Annotated in this window: 13 protein-coding genes and 3 pseudogenes; 8 read left to right on the top strand and 8 right to left on the bottom strand. The window is 71.3% G+C overall.

The genetic code is table 11. The annotated features are described in order from the left end of the window. The first annotated feature begins 12 nt into the window (after positions 1-12). The 3 genes and pseudogenes from WBG99_RS20230 to WBG99_RS20220 all read left to right on the top strand — a co-directional run bounded on the left by WBG99_RS20230 (position 13) and on the right by WBG99_RS20220 (position 2,399). Positions 13-1,157 (top strand): annotated as a pseudogene (locus WBG99_RS20230) (acetyl-CoA acetyltransferase). Positions 1,158-1,237: 80 nt separating this feature from the next. Beyond that, complete coding sequence (locus WBG99_RS20225) at positions 1,238-1,663, top strand: pyridoxamine 5'-phosphate oxidase family protein (protein WP_338897637.1); 426 nt, start codon at positions 1,238-1,240, stop codon at positions 1,661-1,663. 13 nt (positions 1,664-1,676) lie between these two features. Next, positions 1,677-2,399, top strand: coding sequence for a pyridoxal 5'-phosphate synthase (locus tag WBG99_RS20220; RefSeq protein ID WP_338897636.1), 723 nt, complete (start codon positions 1,677-1,679; stop codon positions 2,397-2,399). A 94-nt stretch (positions 2,400-2,493) separates the two neighbouring features. Here WBG99_RS20220 and WBG99_RS20215 read toward each other — a convergent pair whose 3' ends face one another. The 6 genes from WBG99_RS20215 to WBG99_RS20190 form a co-directional block, all read right to left on the bottom strand. Beyond that, positions 2,494-3,342 carry a class I SAM-dependent methyltransferase gene (locus WBG99_RS20215; protein WP_338897635.1) on the bottom strand — a complete coding sequence of 283 codons (849 nt, stop codon included), beginning with the start codon at positions 3,340-3,342 and terminating at the stop codon, positions 2,494-2,496. Positions 3,343-3,516: 174 nt separating this feature from the next. Continuing rightward, complete coding sequence (locus WBG99_RS20210) at positions 3,517-3,954, bottom strand: OB-fold domain-containing protein (RefSeq protein ID WP_338897634.1); 438 nt, start codon at positions 3,952-3,954, stop codon at positions 3,517-3,519. After that, positions 3,954-4,400 (bottom strand): DoxX family protein, encoded by a 447-nt coding sequence (locus tag WBG99_RS20205; RefSeq protein WP_338897633.1) that lies wholly within the window; start codon positions 4,398-4,400, stop codon positions 3,954-3,956. Before WBG99_RS20205 ends, WBG99_RS20210 begins: the two co-directional genes overlap by 1 nt. 82 nt (positions 4,401-4,482) lie before the next feature. Continuing rightward, positions 4,483-6,858 carry an NACHT domain-containing protein gene (locus WBG99_RS20200; RefSeq protein ID WP_338897632.1) on the bottom strand — a complete coding sequence of 792 codons (2,376 nt, stop codon included), beginning with the start codon at positions 6,856-6,858 and terminating at the stop codon, positions 4,483-4,485. A 20-nt stretch (positions 6,859-6,878) separates the two neighbouring features. Continuing rightward, positions 6,879-7,748 (bottom strand): trypsin-like peptidase domain-containing protein, encoded by an 870-nt coding sequence (locus WBG99_RS20195; RefSeq protein WP_338897631.1) that lies wholly within the window; start codon positions 7,746-7,748, stop codon positions 6,879-6,881. Between the two features lie 34 nt (positions 7,749-7,782). Continuing rightward, entirely contained in the window at positions 7,783-8,127 is a 345-nt protein-coding gene (locus WBG99_RS20190) for a trypco2 family protein (RefSeq protein ID WP_338897630.1), read from the bottom strand. A 250-nt stretch (positions 8,128-8,377) separates the two neighbouring features. Here WBG99_RS20190 and WBG99_RS20185 point away from each other — a divergent pair, with 250 nt between their 5' ends. The 4 genes and pseudogenes from WBG99_RS20185 to WBG99_RS20170 all read left to right on the top strand — a co-directional run bounded on the left by WBG99_RS20185 (position 8,378) and on the right by WBG99_RS20170 (position 14,182). After that, positions 8,378-9,595, top strand: a complete 1,218-nt coding sequence (locus tag WBG99_RS20185; protein WP_338897629.1) for an NAD(P)/FAD-dependent oxidoreductase — start codon at positions 8,378-8,380, stop codon at positions 9,593-9,595. A gap of 380 nt (positions 9,596-9,975) precedes the next feature. Next, positions 9,976-12,227 (top strand): annotated as a pseudogene (locus WBG99_RS20180) (acetate--CoA ligase family protein). A gap of 99 nt (positions 12,228-12,326) precedes the next feature. Further along, positions 12,327-13,232, top strand: a complete 906-nt coding sequence (locus WBG99_RS20175; protein WP_338897628.1) for an enoyl-CoA hydratase-related protein — start codon at positions 12,327-12,329, stop codon at positions 13,230-13,232. Between the two features lie 230 nt (positions 13,233-13,462). Next, a complete protein-coding gene (locus WBG99_RS20170) occupies positions 13,463-14,182 on the top strand; it encodes a flavin reductase family protein (RefSeq protein WP_338897627.1) in 720 nt (239 codons plus the stop codon). On the opposite strand, the gene WBG99_RS20165 is transcribed toward WBG99_RS20170, so the two are convergent. Continuing rightward, the gene (locus WBG99_RS20165; protein WP_338897626.1) at positions 14,179-14,550 is read right to left on the bottom strand and encodes a hypothetical protein; all 372 of its coding nucleotides are present in this window, start codon (positions 14,548-14,550) and stop codon (positions 14,179-14,181) included. The genes WBG99_RS20170 and WBG99_RS20165 overlap by 4 nt on opposite strands. Positions 14,551-14,915: 365 nt before the next feature. Here WBG99_RS20165 and WBG99_RS20160 point away from each other — a divergent pair. After that, positions 14,916-15,119, top strand: a pseudogene (locus tag WBG99_RS20160) (XRE family transcriptional regulator); the annotation flags it as partial. A 157-nt stretch (positions 15,120-15,276) separates the two neighbouring features. Here the strand turns inward: WBG99_RS20160 and WBG99_RS20155 are convergent. Continuing rightward, on the bottom strand, positions 15,277-16,326 hold the full coding sequence (locus WBG99_RS20155; protein ID WP_338897625.1) for a Zn-dependent alcohol dehydrogenase: 1,050 nt from the start codon (positions 16,324-16,326) through the stop codon (positions 15,277-15,279). Between the last annotated feature and the right edge of the window lie 2 nt (positions 16,327-16,328).

The raw sequence follows: 16,328 nt of genomic DNA, 5'->3' as shown, positions 1-16,328 counted from the left end.
CGGAAGGTTGCGATCGTCGGAGCGGCGCTGTCCGACTGCGGCCGGGTGGACGACGTCCCCCCTACGCCCTGCACGCGCAGGCCGCCCGTCGAGCCCTCGCCGACGCGGGACTGGAGCGCGCGGCCATCGACGGCCTGGCGTCGGCAGGCCTGGGCACACTGGCCCCGGTGGAGGTGGCGGAGTATCTGGGCCTGCGGCCCACCTGGGTGGACTCCACCTCCGTCGGGGGTGCGACCTGGGAGGTCATGGCGGCGCACGCGGCGGACGCGATCGCCGCCGGGCACGCGAACGTCGTCCTCCTCGTCTACGGCTCCACGGCCCGCGCGGACGTCAAGGCGGGCCGCCGCACGGGCAACCTCTCCTTCGGGGCGCGCGGTCCCCTGCAGTTCGAGGTCCCCTACGGGCACACCCTGATCGCCAAGTACGCCATGGCCGCGCGCCGCCACGTGCACGAGTACGGCACGACCCTGGAACAGCTGGCCTCCGTGGCCGTGCAGGCGCGGACGAACGCGGCGGCGAACCCGGAGGCGATGTTCCGCACGCCGATCACCGTCGACGACGTGCTCTCCTCCCCGCCGATCGCGGACCCGTTCACCAGGCTCCACTGCTGCATCCGCTCCGACGGCGGCGCGGCGGTCCTGCTGGCCGCCGAGGAGTACGTACGGGACTGCCGGCCGACCACCCCCGTCTGGATCCTCGGCACGGGCGAGCACGTCTCCCACACGACCATGTCCGAGTGGCCGGACTTCACGGTCTCCCCGGCGGCGGTCAGTGGCCGCCTGGCCTTCGAGCGGGCGGGTGTCGGCCCGGCCGAGATCGACTTCGCCGAGATCTACGACGCCTTCACCTACATGACCCTCCTGACCCTGGAGGACCTCGGCTTCTGTGCGAAGGGCGAGGGTGGCGCCTTCGTCGAGGACAACCGCCTCACCCTCACCGGCGACCTCCCCGTCAACACCGACGGCGGCGGCCTCTCCGCCCAACACCCCGGCATGCGCGGCCTCTTCCTCCTCGTCGAAGCCGTACGTCAGCTGCGCGGCGAGGCGGGGGAACGCCAGGTCCGGGCCTCCGACGGCCACCTGCCCCGGCTGGCGGTCGCCTCGGGCACGGGCGGGTGGTTCTGCTCGTCGGGGACGGTGGTTCTGGGACGGGGGTGAGGCAACCCGCCCGCTCCGGGAATACGGTGCGGGCGCGAGCACGCTGTCCCAGGGAGACGAAGTCGTCCCGGAGGAGAGACATGGCACTGTCCCGCAAGGAGCGCGAGGAGTTTCTGGCCGAGGCGCACGTGGCCGCGCTGGCCGTGGACGCCGGGGAGGGGAGGGCGCCGCTGACGGTGCCGATCTGGTACCAGTACGAACCCGGCGGCGAGATCTGGGTCATGACCGGTCAGGACACCCGCAAGAACCGGCTCATCCAGGCCGCCGGCCGCTTCACCCTGATGATCGACCGCCTCGAACCCACCATCCGCTACGTCTCCGTCGAGGGCCCCGTCATCGACACGGCCCCCGCCACCCTCGACCACCTGCGCGAGATCTCCGCCCGCTACCTCCCGGCCGAAAGGGTCGACGGCTACATCGACTTCGCCACGAAGAACCACGGCGAGCAGGTCGTCATCCGTATGCGCCCCGAGAGGTGGGTCTCGTCCGACCTCGGCACGGCGTGAGACCGTCCTACCCATGATCGAGCCGCCTTCCCGCCCTCAGCCCTCCTCCCGCCCCGACGCCCCCCGGAGCCGGTCGTCCGAGTTCGTGCGGACCCTGCGGACTCTGCGGGTGTGGGATCCGCAGGTCAGCGCGTTGCCGCTGTTCGACCCGGGGGCCGCGCCCGCCGATCCGTCGGCGCTGTTCACGGAGTGGTTCGGTCAGGTGGTGGCGGCCGGGGAGGTGGAGCCGCACACGATGTCGCTGGCGACGGCGGACACGGAGGGGCGGCCGGACGTCCGTACGGTGATGATGCACGACGTGGACGCACGGGGCTGGCACTTCGCCTCCCACGCGGGCAGCCGCAAGGGACGGCACCTGGCCGCCCGCCCGTACGCCGCGCTCGGCTTCTACTGGCCCCTCCTCGGCCGCCAGGTACGGGTGCGCGGCCGGGTCACGGTCGAGCCCGCCGAGGTCGCCCACGCCGATCTGCACGCCCGCTCGACGGGCGCGCTGGCCGCCGCCCTCGTGGGCCGCCAGAGCGAAGTCCTGTCCTCGTACGAGGAGTTGGAGCGCACGTCGGAGGCCGCCTGGGCACGGGCCGAACGGGAGCCGGACGTGGCCGTGCCGTCCTGGACGGCGTACGTCGTGGAGCCGGACGAGGTGGAGTTCTTCCAGGGAGACGCGCGGCGCCGACACGTACGGCTCACCTACCGGCGGCAGGGGGAGCGCTGGGTCACCGAGTTGCTGTGGCCCTAGGTGTGTTGCCCAGGGAACCAGGCGCTCGGACGACCGGGGCGCCAGGGAACCGGGGCGCCGGGGGAACCGGCCGCTCGGGCGCCCGGGGGACGGCTCAGACTTTCTCCCACACGGACACGTGCCGCGTGCTCTCGTTCGTGAACGGCTCGCCGTTCCACCCCGCCCACCGGTCCCGCAGCCGCATCCCGGCCAGACGCGCCATCAGATCCAGCTCGGCCGGCCAGGCGTACCGGAAGGGAATCGACCGGTACACCGTCCGCCCGTCGACGACCATGACGTGGTGCGACCGCGTCCCCTGCGTCGCCACGTCGTACGTGTCGAACCCCAACCGCTCCGGGCCGACGTGGAACGGCACCGCGTTCTGCCCCGGCGGCAGCCGCCGCAGGTCCGGCACGCCGACCTCGATCACGAAGCAGCCTCCGGGGACCAGGTGCGCGGCGGCGTTGCGGAAGCAGTCGACCTGGGCGTCCTGCGTGGTGAGATTGTTGATCGTGTTGAAGACGAGGTAGGCGACGGTGAAACTGCCGTCCACCCGCGTGGTGGCGAAGTCCCCGATGGTGACACCGATGTCCGCGCCTCCCGGCTTGGCACGCATCCGCTCCACCATGGCCCGCGACATGTCGATGCCGTGCACCGGCACGCCCCGACGGGCGAGCGGCAGCGCGACACGTCCCGTGCCGACCCCGAACTTCAACGCCCGAGCCTCCCCTCCCGGCCCGCACGCGAGCCCGGCGATCAGCTCCACGACCGGTTCCACGGCGGCCGGGGTGAACATGTCGGCGGAGGTGTCGTCGTAGTGCGCGGCGACGGCTTCACCGAAGTACCCGTCGGGGTCGTCGACGGGTGCGTACCCGCCATCCGCGTTCTCGTGAGGTGCCTTCTGGTGACGTGCGGTGTCGTGAGGTGCGTTCTCGTGAGGTGCGCTGCCATGACGATCTCGCATGCCGGGACGGTACCGCTGACCGCCCGTCGGCCGCACCGCGTTTTCCCTCCCCTACGGAGCGGGCCCTACGGAGCGGGCTCCAGGGAGCGTCCCCGTGCGGAGCCGGAGTCAGAGGGCGGACTCAGGCGACCGCTCATCAGTACGCCTCACGCCCCCATGGAACCGCGCGCCGTCTCACGACCGCGCGCGAAACACGGGCACCACGAAGTCCCCGGCCTCCCGGAACACCACGTCCAACCCCATCCCCACGCGCAGGTCCGCCTCCGCGCACTCCACGACTTCGCTCATCATGCGCGGCCCCTCGACGAGATCGACGACGGCGGCGACGTACGGCGTCCGCTCCCCGAACGGCGGCAGATCGTTCCGGTGGACGACGGACCAGGTGTAGAGCGTGGCGCGCCCGGAGGCCTCCTCCCACCGCACGTCCTCGCTCCAGCAGTACGGGCAGAACTCGCGCGGACAGTGATGAGCGCGCCCGCAGTCCGTCGCCCCGCAGCGCCGCAGGAGCAACCGGCCGTCGGCGGCAGCGTCCCAGTACGTACGGGTGAACGCGTCGGCCTCCGGAAGGTCGAACCGCGCGGCGCCGCCGCCACCGCCGCCGCCGCCGCTCATCAGAACAACCCCAGCGCGCTGTCGACCGACCACGTCTGCCAGGACATGCCGAACAGCCCCACCACCGAGATGAGCGCCATCATCGAGTTCTGCCCCTGCTCGGCCCAGTCGTGGATCATCAGCACGAGGTAGAGCACACTGAGCAACAGCCCGCCGACCAGCGCGATCGGCGTCAGGAACCCGAGGATCAGGCCGAGGCCGAGGGCGAGTTCGGCGTACGCGACGACGTGGGCCATGGTCCGCGGCCGAGGCTTGACCACCACGTCGAACCCACGTCGCACCACCTCCCACCGGTGATTACCGGCCACCCCCGCCGCCCACGCGATCCCGGCCCCCTCGAACCACGTCTTCTTGTCCTTGTGCCGCCAACTCTCCAGCCACCACAGCCCGAGACCGATCCGAAGGACAGCCAGCCATTCGGCACCGGAGAGCCAGATCGTGTCCATCGACGCCGCCCTTCCACATCGGGGTGGGGTTTCTGACGGTACGTCAGTTCAGCGGATGGGAGGTGGATGTGCAAGGGGGGTGCTATTCCCAGCTGAGTCGGTCCTTCGGGAAGGCGTCGGCTCCACGGACACGGCCGTCGTCGGGGGTGAAGCCGACGAGACGGAGATGGAGTTGCGTCAGGGAGCCGAGGTTCGTCACGTCCACGGGTTGACGGCTGTCCAGACGTGTGTTGACCACGAGTTCGGTCAGGGAGGGGAATACGATCGGCACGTGGGTGAGGTCCAACTCCCAGGACTCACTGGCACAAATGACACTCATGTGTGTCACACCGGGGTGCGCGAGGCTACGGGGTGTCGAGTACGCGGACTCCCACCCGACGACCAGGTGGGTGAGGGCGGGCAGATCGCCGAGCCGATCCATCCCCTGCACCGCCCGGCCGAAGAGCCCCAGGTGGGTGAGACCTGTCCAGCCCGCCGCCTGTTCCGCCCAGTCGTCGGGCATCGCGATGAGACTCAGATCGATGACACCGGGGAGTGCGGGCGCGGTGAACCGGACGTCACAGGAACGCCAGAACCATATGCGCGCCAGCAAGGTGTTTTCGATCAGAGAGCTCACCCGAATTCCCGGGCCGCCGAGGGAGAGCGCGGACATCGTGTGTGCGGCGGAGAGACCGGCGAGTGAAGAGCCTTCTTGCAACACCTCATTGCTCAGGCTCAGAACACGGACAGAGTGATCATTGGCAAAAGCGGCAACTGCGGTGGCGGGAGCCTGCGTGGTCATCTGAAGGGTGTCGACCCGGCCAAGGGCCCGCACATGGTCCAGCTGTTCCGTGAAGGCGATCACCACTCTGCTGACGTTCAGGCCTGTGAGCAACTCAGTGGGGTACTCCGCGCCCGGGAAACGGTCCCACTCCGAGATGAGGGATTCCGCCAGCCCCTGCCGTAGTTCGCGCGGAATCCGCGCCAGGAAACGGACCGCCTCAGGGCCCCCCACCATGCCGGCCAAACGGATCAGGTATGCGCAGAGCTCTGAATGCTCCCACTCGATGCCCCGCTCCAGCGCCGACAGCAGGTCGGGACCTGCTGCCGCGTACTGGCTCAGGTGGGAACCGCCGAGGGGTCCTTTCTTCGCAGCGGAGAAGAACGTCTTCGCCGCCCCCGAAGCCAGCGCCCTCCGATCCTCCTCCGCCATCTGCACCGCGTACGGGATGCACGACCCCGCCGCCAACCGCATCCGCGCCCGTAGCTTGCGGTCCGTCACCAGCCGCAGTTTGCGTCGGAACTGTGTGACGAACTCCCCCGTGTCCGCGAGATTGCACTGGCTCATGGCGAACCGGAGGACATCGCCCCAGGTCTCGTCCCCCGCATGCCCGGCCAGCTGCCCGAAGGCCCGCTGGGCGACCATGTCCGTGGCGGCGAGGTAGTCCTGGAACGTGCGGTGGCTGAAGCGGAGGCTGTCCTCGCTCGGGGCGACCAGCAGGCCGCTCCGTCTGCGCAGGGCCTCGCGTATCTCCTCGGCGGTGTAGGTGTCGGCGTCGCGCCCGAGGCTGCGCAGCCGTTCCCGTACCTTCTCGTCGAAGCGCTGGAGGGTGATCTCCCGCTCGCCTTCGGTGGTGAGGTACCCGGCGATCCAGGAGAGGATGGCCCGTCGCTGGTCGACGTCCAGGTGGGGCAGCAGGTCGGGAACCTCTCGTTCCTCGTCGCGCAATCCCAGCATCATGTTGATGGTGCGCGCGTACAGCTCCTGCCGGAACCGGGGGAGCCGGGCACCGTGCACCTCATGGAGCTTGCACAGCACGGCGCACAGGAGTGGAGTCGCGGCCAGCGCGGACAGGTCCTCGGAGTCGTCGATGTGCCGGGTGAGGGCGGTTTCCAGATCGGTCAGCCGACTGATCCTGCGTTCGCGCTCCTCATCCCCGAAGCGGGCGGAACGGACCCCGAGGGCAGCCGCCTCGTGCCACTTGTGGATCAGCTCGGCCCGTTGTTCTCCGTTCAGCTCAAGCAACTTGATCTCGGCGAACCCGAGCCGCTGCGGCGGCGGCCAGTCACGCAGGGCCTCTGGGCGTCCGGTGACGATGATGTGCAGTTGCGGGTGGTCCCGGAGCAGCTGGCTGATCCAGTCGATGACGCCGTCCCGGTGGGCTTCCAACACCTCGTCCAAGCCGTCGACGAGGAGCAGTGCCCGCTCCTGGTCGAGCATGCGGCGGATCCATCCGTCGGGCGGCGCGGAGCCGACCGCCATCCGGTTGAAGTCGAGGAACCGCTCGGGCTCGGGTGGCACCCCGTCGAGACCCTCCACCTGCTTCCACCGCGGCGCGTACATGTCGCGTAGCCGCAGCAGGAACGGCACGCGGTGGTTGAACGACTCCAGCGGGCCTTGGCAGGAGCGGCGCGCCATGGAGACGGCCAGCCATTCGAGCAGGGTGGACTTACCTGCTCCGGGGTCGCCCCTGAGCAACAGCCGGGTGTTCTTCGGGATCAGTTGCTCGACGGGGCGTGCCTGGTCGGGCGTCGTGCCTCCCGGGGGAGCCAGCGGGGGGCGGGGAGGCCCGCACGCAAGCTGACGTATGCGTGCTCGATGCCAATGTCGTCCTCAAGTCCGCGCAGCCCGAGCCCGAACAGTTCGATGTGCCCGTACCGCCGGACCACCTCCCTCCGGTACGAGTCCAGGAACGCGGCGTCCTGGGCGTCCCACTCCGTGGCCGGCCGCGAGACCCGGAAGAGAGCGTCGAGTTCGGGCGCCGCTTCGAAGAACGCCCCGATCGGTGCCGCCTCCAGCCGCGAGTGCTCCCATCCGGCCGAGTCCCGCAGCACGACTCCCACCAGCCACCGCCCGGCATGGAACACCGGCGCCCCTGACATCCCACTCCACGGTGACTCCCCGCCCGGCGGGTGACCGACGAGTTCGAGCGAGAGGTAGCCGTGGCTGTCGGCGCTGTTGGAAGCGATACGGAAAGCCGGTTCCAGGGGCGTCACGCCCGCCACGACCCTTGTCATCACGGCCGGCAGGCCGAGCGCGGCGCAGTCGTCGAACCGCGCATCGGCCGCCAGAGCGCTGATCTCCACATCACCCAGCTCAACCGGTCCGGCGAGGTCCTCCGCCAGCCGTAGCAGGGCGACATCCCCTTCGATCCGCCACACCTTCGCCGGCACACTGCGCAGCGTCTGCATACGGCAGACCCGCACCTTCCCGGCGCCGACGGCTTTCACGACGTGCCCGGCCGTCAGGACGAGACGGCTGCCGAGCAGATAGCCGCTGCCGCGCACCTCGTCGCCCGCCGTCGTGACGGCGACCAGATGCGCACGGCTGGGATGACGGACGACCGTCGTCGTACCGCCGGCATTCATCGAACTCCCGGCATTCATCGGACGGCGCCCGCCCTCACCGAACGATGCGATGACCGGCGTCGGAGTTGTTGATCTCGGGACTCTCCCCGGTAGCCGCCGAGATCGGTGTGAGGCCGAGTGTCACCCGGTGTGTGTGCGCCGTCGACCGTCTGCCCTCCGCGTCGGCCGTCACGACCCACGCCTTCACTCCGCCCTTGACGCTCCGGTCCCGGGTGAGCGACACGGTGAACTCAAGCTCGATCGGCCCCACCTGGAAACGGATGTCCGACTCGGGATCCGTCGCGGCGGCCTCGGCGATCTGTGTACGGAGCGCTTTGACGGCCGAGACCAGATCGATCGGCACGGCGCTGAGGTCGGCGTCGTCGGAAGTGTGCGTCATGGATGTGAACCGACCTTTCCACAGGGGGAAGTTGTGCACCGCCCATGATGACGCAGCGAACGACACCATGCCCGGAAGATCCGGGCATCCGTGCTCGTCGCAGACGGCCGCCCGCACACCCCACCTCCCCACACTCCAGGAGACCTACGCCACACATCCCACCCACGTCTCCCACAGTCGTGATCAATCCGCAACCGATTCCGGTCTTGACCGAGACCCATCAAGTGAGGGCGCGCATACGCTCAGGCACATGGCCGACTCCACAGCATCCGCAGGATCCGCGAACGCCGCCGCCCACCCCGTCTACGTGATCGGCGGCGGCCCCGGCGGGCTGGCCGTCGCGTACGCGTTGCGGGCCCAGGGGGTGCGGGCCGTGGTGCTGGAGAAGTCGGACCGGGTGGGGGCGTCCTGGCGGCGGCACTACGACCGGCTGCGTCTGCACACGACCCGGCGGCTGTCGGGGCTGCCCGGCCTGCCCATACCGCGCCGCTTCGGGCGGTGGGTGTCGCGGGACGGCGTGGTGCGGTACCTGGAGAAGTACGCCGAGGTGCACCGGTTGGAGATCGTGACCGGTGTCGAGGTGTCCCGCGTCGAGCGGAGCGCGGACGGCACCGGCTGGCTGCTGCGCGCCACCGGCGGCCGTGAGCTGACCGGCAGCGCGGTCGTCGTCGCCACCGGCTGCAACCACACGCCGCACGTGCCCGACTGGCCGGGCCGGGACTCCTTCAGGGGCGAGCTGGTGCACGCCTCCCAGTACCGCGACCCCGAGCCGTACGCCGGCCGTGACGTCCTCGTCGTCGGCATCGGCAACACCGGCGCCGAGATCGCCGTCGACCTCGTCGAGGGCGGGGCGGGGCGCGTACGGCTCGCGGTGCGTACGGCTCCGCACATCGTGCGCCGGTCGACGGCCGGGTGGGCGGCCCAGTACACCGGCGTCCTCGTACGGCGGCTGCCGGTCGCCCTCGTGGACCGGCTCGCCAAGCCGATGGCGAAGCTCAGCGTGCCGGACCTGTCGGCGCACGGACTGCCCCGGCCCGACACCGGCCTCTACTCCCGTGTGAACGAGGGGTCCATCCCCGTGCAGGACGTCGGCCTCATCGACGCCGTACGCAAGGGGAAGGTCGAGATCGTCGGCCCGGTCGAGGGGTTCGAGGACGGCAAGGTCGTCCTCGGCGACGGCGGCCGGGTCGAAACCGACACCGTGATCGCGGCCACCGGCTACCGGCGGGCCCTGGAGGGACTCGTCGGCCACCTCGATGTGCTGGACGGGCGCGGAAAGCCGGTCGTGCGCGGGCCGCGCTGTCCCGAGAACGCCCCCGGCCTGTACTTCACCGGCTTCACCAACCCCATCAGCGGCATGCTCCGCGAACTCGCCCTCGACGCCGAGAAGATAGCCAAGGCCGTCGCCAGGAAGGGCGGGGTCGCCACGCGCGACGCGGTCACCGTACAGATCCGCGCCGCACGCTGAGCGACCGCCGGAAGGGGAGCGGTCGACTGCGGGGGTTTGGCTCGTCGGCCTACCGGCCGGTTTCACCGCCGGGGTTCCCGATACCCGTCAGTTCACCGCAGTACCGCCGTACCGCCGCGTTGTCGGACCTGTCCGGGTCGGAAGTGAACAGACCGAGCGGCGGGTGGATGCCGAGCGCGCCGGCCGCCCGGGGGTCACCATGTCGGTGGGGACGTCTGACCGCCACCTCATGCGGGTACAACTTCCTTACTGCCACGTAACTTTGCTCGCAGACCCATTCCTGACGCAGCGTCAGTTCAGTAGTCTGAAATCTGACGTGTCGTCAGATACGTGACCGCGTCACGTCACTGGATTGGCTGTCAACAGGAGCGGGCGGACCGATGCTTGGATCAACCCACGGCACCCTCACCACCGACTCCCGCCGGGCCCGCGCCATCGCCTGCGGCGAGCACCCCGCGCAGGTCGTGCACGGCAGGCCCGCCGAGGCCGGCGACGTGGACGTCAGCGGACGACCGCTGCACGCAGCCGTCGCCGATCTGGACCGTTTCTTCCGCCCCGAGTCCGTCGCCGTCGTCGGCGCCTCGGACACGGAGGGCCGACCGAACACGGGGATCACCCGGCAACTACTCGCCTGGTCCGAACGGACCGGCGCCCGGCTGCACCCCGTGCACCCCACCCGCGCGGCGGTCTTCGGCATCCCGTGCTCCCCTTCCGTCGCCGACCTGCCCGAACAGGTCGACCTCGCCGTCCTGCTCCTCTCCGACCCTCTCCCCGTGATCGACGAACTGGCCGAGGCCAAGGTGAAGTTCGCCGTCGCCTTCGCCTCCGGCTTCGCCGAGACCGGAGCGGAGGGCACCGCCGCGCAGGAACGGCTGGCCGCCGCCGTGGCCCGCTCCGACGGACTGCGGCTGCTCGGCCCCAACACCAACCTCAACGCCTTCGAGCACTTCCGCGACGACCTCGACGGGCCCGCGATCGCGCTGATCACCCAGTCCGGCCACCAGGGCCGCCCCGTCTTCGCCCTCCAGGAACTCGGCATCCGCCTCTCCCACTGGGCCCCCACCGGCAACGAGGCCGATCTGGAGACCGCCGACTTCATCTCCTACTTCGCCGAACGCCCCGAGGTTGGCGCCATCGCCTGCTACGTCGAGGGACTGAAGGACGGCCGCTCCTTCCTCCTCGCCGCCGACCGGGCCGCTCGGCGCGGTGTCCCCGTCGTCGCCGTGAAGGTCGGCCGCACCGAGACCGGCGCCCGCACCGCCGCCTCCCACACCGGCAAGCTGACCGGCGCGGACGCGGTGGTCGACGCGGCGATGCGACAGTTCGGCGTGATACGCGTCGACGGCCTGGACGAACTCCAGGACACCGCCACCCTGTTGGCGCGCGCCCACCGGCCCCGGACCCCGGGGCCGGCCCAGCCGAGGGCCGACGGCGTCGTCGTCTATTCGATCTCGGGCGGCACGGGCGCGCACTTCGCCGACCTCGCCACGGAGGCCGGGCTGCCTCTGCCCACCCTCTCGCAGGCCAAGCAGGCCGAGCTGCACCAGTGGATCCCCGACCACCTGAGCGTGGCCAACCCCGTCGACAACGGCGGTCATCCCGTGGGCGACTGGCGCGGCCCCCGCATCCTCGACGCGATCCTCGACGACCCGGCGGTGGGCGTGCTGATCTGCCCCATCACCGGCCCCTTCCCCCCATGAGCGACAAGCTCGCCCAGGACCTGGTGGCCGCGGCGGAGCGGACGGACAAGCTGGTGTGCGTGGTGTGGGGATCGCCGGTGGGCACCGAGGCCGCGTACCGCGAGACCCTTCTCGGGTCGTCCCGGGTGGCGACCTTCCGTACCTTCGCCAACTGCATCACCGCCGTCCGCGCCCACCTCGACCACAGCCGCTTCACCGCCGCCTACCGCTCCCCCTTCGACGAGGCACCGCGCTCCCCCTCGCCCTCCTTCCGCAAGGCGCAGGCGCTGATGCGGCCCGGCCTGCAGCTGAGTGAGCACGCGGCCAAGCAGCTGCTGCGCGCCTACGGGATACGGGTGCCGCGCGAGCAGTTGGTGACCAGCGCGGCGGCGGCCGTACGCGCGGCGAGCCTCGTCGGCTACCCGGTGGTGATGAAGGCGTCCGGCGCGCGGATCGCCCACAAGACGGAACTCGGCCTGGTGAAGATCGGCCTGACCTCCGCGAGCCAGATCCGCGACGCCTATCGGGAGCTGACCGACATCGCCCGCTACGAGGACGTCTCCCTCGACGGGGTGCTGGTGTGCCAGATGGTCGAGCGGGGCGTGGAGATGGTCGTGGGCGTCACCCACGACGGCCTCTTCGGGCCGACCGTCACCGTCGGGCTCGGCGGTGTCCTCGTGGAGGTCCTCCGCGACTCCGCCGTCCGCGTGCCGCCCTTCGGCGAGGACCAGGCCCGCGCCATGCTCGCCGAACTGCGCGGGCGGGCCCTGCTGGACGGGGTGCGCGGGGCTCCCCCGGCCGACGTGGACGCGCTCGTGGAGGTCGTCCTCCGGGTGCAGCGCATGGCGCTCGAACTCGGGGACCAGCTCGCGGAGTTGGACATCAATCCGCTGATGGTGCTGCCGCGGGGGCAGGGGGCCGTGGCGCTGGACGCGCTCGCGGTGTGCCGCTGAGCGCCCCCACACACCCAGGACCGCCATCACTCTCCGCAGGAACAGGAGCACCCACATGTCCGCTTCCCCCTCGAACATCCCGAAAAATCCCGTGACTCATTGATACTGCACGCCACTGACAACGCCGTCTCCTGGATCACCCTCAACCGCCCCGAGGCGATGAACGCCATCACCCCCGACCAGCGGGAACGCCTCATCCGCCTCCTCTGCGACGCCTCCGCCGACCCCGCCGTGCGCGCCGTCGTGATCACCGCGACGGGCCGCGGCTTCTGCGCCGGGGCGGACCTGCGGGGCGCGACGACGGGCGACGGCCCGGCCGAGGCCACCTCGACCGTCAGCACCTCGACCGGCGGCGGCCCGACCGGCGGCGGCCCGACCGGCGGCGGCCCGACCGGCGGCGGCCCGACCGGCGACACCCGGGGCGGTGGCGGTGGAGAGCGTGTGAGCGGTGACGTGGCGCGCGTGATCCGCCTCGGCGCCCAGCGCCTCATCGCGGCCGTGCTCGACTGCGAGAAGCCGGTGATAGCGGCGGTGAACGGCACGGCGGCCGGTCTCGGCGCACACCTCGCCCTCGCCTGCGACCTGGTCCTGGCGGCCGAAGGGGCCCGTTTCGCCGAGGTGTTCGTACGGCGCGGCCTCGTCCCCGACGGCGGCGGCGCGTACCTCCTTCCCCGCCTCGTCGGCCCCCACCGTACGAAGGAGCTGATGTTCTTCGGCGACGCCCTGCCCGCAGCCGACGCGGCACGCCTCGGCCTGGTCAACCGCGTCGTCCCCGCCCCGGACCTGGAGAAGACGGCCCGCGAGTGGGCCGAACGCCTCGCCACCGGCCCGACCCGCGCCCTGGCGCTGACCAAACAGCTGGTCAACGCCTCCCTCGACACCGACCGCACCACCGCCTTCAGTGCCGAGGCCGCCGCACAGGAGATCAACATGACGACGGCCGACGCCCGGGAGGGCGTGGCGAGCTTCGTGGAGCGGCGGACACCGCGCTTCCAAGGCCGCTGAGACTCCGGGCTCCGGGCTCCGGGCTCCGGGCTCCGGGCTCCGCGCTTCGGGCGTTGGGCTTCGGGCTCCGGGCTCCGCGCTTCGGGCGTTGGGCTTCGGGCTCCGGGCTCCGCGCTTCGGGCGTTGGGCTTCGGGCTCCGGGCTCCGCGCTTCGGGCGTTGGGCTTCGGGCGTTGGGCTTCGGGCGTTGGGCTTCACTTCTGACGGTCCGTCAGCTTCAATGGGGGTGTGATGGGACACGCGGGAATGGCAGCCGCCGCCGTCCGCTACCTCAAAGCGGACAGGAGCCGTACAACGATCGCGAAACCGGTCGTCGAAGCACTGCCGCGCCCCGAACTGCGCTGCGTGGGCGAGGACGAGCGAGCACCGGTCGACCAGGCCCGATTCCGCCGCGTACTGGGAAACTTCGCGACGGGCGTCACGATCATCACCGCCCCGGCGGTCCCGGAACCCCCGACGGTCCGAAAACCCCCGACGGCCCCGACGGCTTCGGAGGCCCCGGAGGCCCCGGCAGTCACGACGATCGACGACCGCCCCGCCGGCTTCGCCTGCCAGTCCTTCTCCGCCCTCTCCCTCGACCCGCCCCTCGTCGTCTTCATGGTCGCCCGTACGTCGACGACCTGGCCCCGCATCGCCCGCGCGGGCGTCTTCTGCGTGAACGTACTCGGCGCCGATCAGGGGGAGTTGTGCCGCCGCTTCGCGGTGAGCGGCGCGGACAAGTTCGCCGGTGTCGCCCATGACGCGGCCCCGGCCACCGGTTCCCCCCGCCTCACGGGGGCCACCGCGTGGATCGACTGCACGATCCACGCCGTGCACCCCGGCGGGGACCACCTGATCGTCGTGGGCCGGGTCGAGGCACTGGGCACGGGCGACGACGGCACCGCCACCACCGCCGGGAGCGCGCCGCTGCTCTTCCACCGGGGCCGCTTCGGAGGGTTCACGACCGGCTAACCGTCGCCGGCCATGACGACCCCGCCCCCGACCACCACGCACAGCACCGCCAGCGTGCCCCACAGGAGAATCGCCGCGCACGGCTGGACGGGTCGGCCCGCGTCCGCGCGTACGACCGTGAGGTGGACCGACAGCGCCGGGAGCAGAACCGCCGCGTAGAGCGCGAGGCCGGCGAGGTGCCAGGACGGGACGACCGTGGTGGGGAGGACCCACGGGGTGCAGGCGGGCGGGATCCGCCACCAGGCGGGGCGGCGGGTCAACTGCCGTGCGGTCCAGTGGGCGAGCAGGACGGCCGGCAGGACGTACCCCACGGTCAGTACGGCGGCCGTGAACAGGACGAGCAGGAGCAGCAGCGGGGCGACGGCCAAGGACGCGAAGGCCTCTCCGCCCCCGGGCCCCGAGCCGCACCAGGAACAGCACCGCACACAGCAGCGCGCCCTCCACGCCCAGCACCGGGAATCGAGTCGAGCATGAACGAGTGCCATGCCTCGTCCACCTGCTCAGACGGACCCATGAGAAGGTCCGGGTTCTCACCGCACGTGACCAGGTAGGCGATGGCCTGCCCGAACTTGGCCTCCGCCAGTTCGCGCGTGTTCTCCGGGTTGCGGAGTAGGAGGGCCACCTCCCGCTCCCACACGTCCGGCGTGACGTACGCCTTCGGGTCGCGAATCACTACTGCCGTGCTCATGCTGGCTTGCCTCCACGTAATTGGGGTTCCGTGGTGCTCCGGTTAACGGCGGCCAACGGGTACTGCCGGGGCACCCGGTACCACGGTGCGATTCAGCTACTCATCGAGCCGACGGGCCGACGTATGGCGGGCAAGTGGGTCGGGTTCGGCAAGGACTTCGATGTGAACACGGGCCCGTGGGAGCTGCGCCTACTCGACCGATCGACAGGCCGCGCGAGCATCGAGCGGTACTCGGCTACACCGCAGTGAGGGATCGGGGCGCTCCCCTGCAAGGAATCAGCGGGAGCCGCCCCGTGGGCGCCTGGCCGCCGAGTCCGCCCCGACTGGTTCGAGCCGACGGGTGGGCAGGATCTGCCCACTCCCAGTTCCCCGAAGCATCACCACGTGAACGTCGCCCACCGCGGCACTAGAAGGTGAGCACCGCCCGAGCCACCCGCCCCTCCCCCGCGTCCTCCGCCGCCTTCGCGAAGTCCTCCACCGGATAGGTGGCCGTGACCAGCTCGTCCAGGAGCAGTCGGCCGTCGCGGTACAGGTCGGCGTAGAGGGCGATGTCCCGCTGGGGGCGCGACGACCCGTACCGGCACCCCAGGATCGACTTGTCCAGGTAGAGGGAGGAGACGAGGAAGGATGCCTCGGCGGTCGCGTCCGGGACGCCCAGGAGCACCGCCTGCCCCCGCCGGTCGAGCAGGTCGATCGCCTGGCGGATGAGTTCGACCCGGCCGACGCACTCGAAGGCGTGGTCGGCGCCCGTGGGCAGGATGTCCCGGACGCCCTCCACGGAGGTGAGGAAGTGCGTGGCGCCGAACCGCCGTGCCATCGCCTCCTTCTCCGGGTTCGCGTCCACGGCGACGATCCGCGCCGCCCCCGCGATCCGCGCCCCCTGGACGACGTTGAGCCCGATGCCCCCGGCACCGATCACGACCACACTGTCGCCCCGGTCCACGCTCGCCCGGTTGAGCACCGCGCCCACCCCGGTGAGCACCCCGCACCCGATCAGCGCGGCGGACGGCAGCGGGATGTCCTTCGGGATGGGGACCGCCTGCACGGCCTTGACGACCGTCCGTTCCGCGAAGGCGGAGTTGGCCGCGAACTGGAACAGCTCCCGCCCGCCCCGCGAGAACGGCCGCGTGGGCCGCCCGATCGCCCGGCGGCACATGGTCGGCCGCCCTCGGTCGCAGTCCGCGCAGGTCCCGCAGTTGGCGAGGGTGGACAGGGCCACGTGATCGCCGGGCCGGACGTGCCCGACCCCCGTGCCCACCGCCTCGACGACCCCCGCCCCCTCGTGCCCCAGCACCACCGGCACGGGGAACGGGATCGTCCCGTCCACCACCGACAGGTCGCTGTGGCAGAGCCCCGCCGCCGAAACGGCCACCCGCACCTCACCGGGCCCGGGGTCCCGGACCTCCAGGTCGTCGACGACCTCGGCCCGCCTTCCGTCGAACACGACACCTCTCACGC

Source organism: Streptomyces sp. TG1A-60 (genome assembly GCF_037201975.1).
Taxonomy (GTDB): domain Bacteria; phylum Actinomycetota; class Actinomycetes; order Streptomycetales; family Streptomycetaceae; genus Streptomyces.
This window is presented reverse-complemented; position numbering and strand designations above follow the sequence as displayed.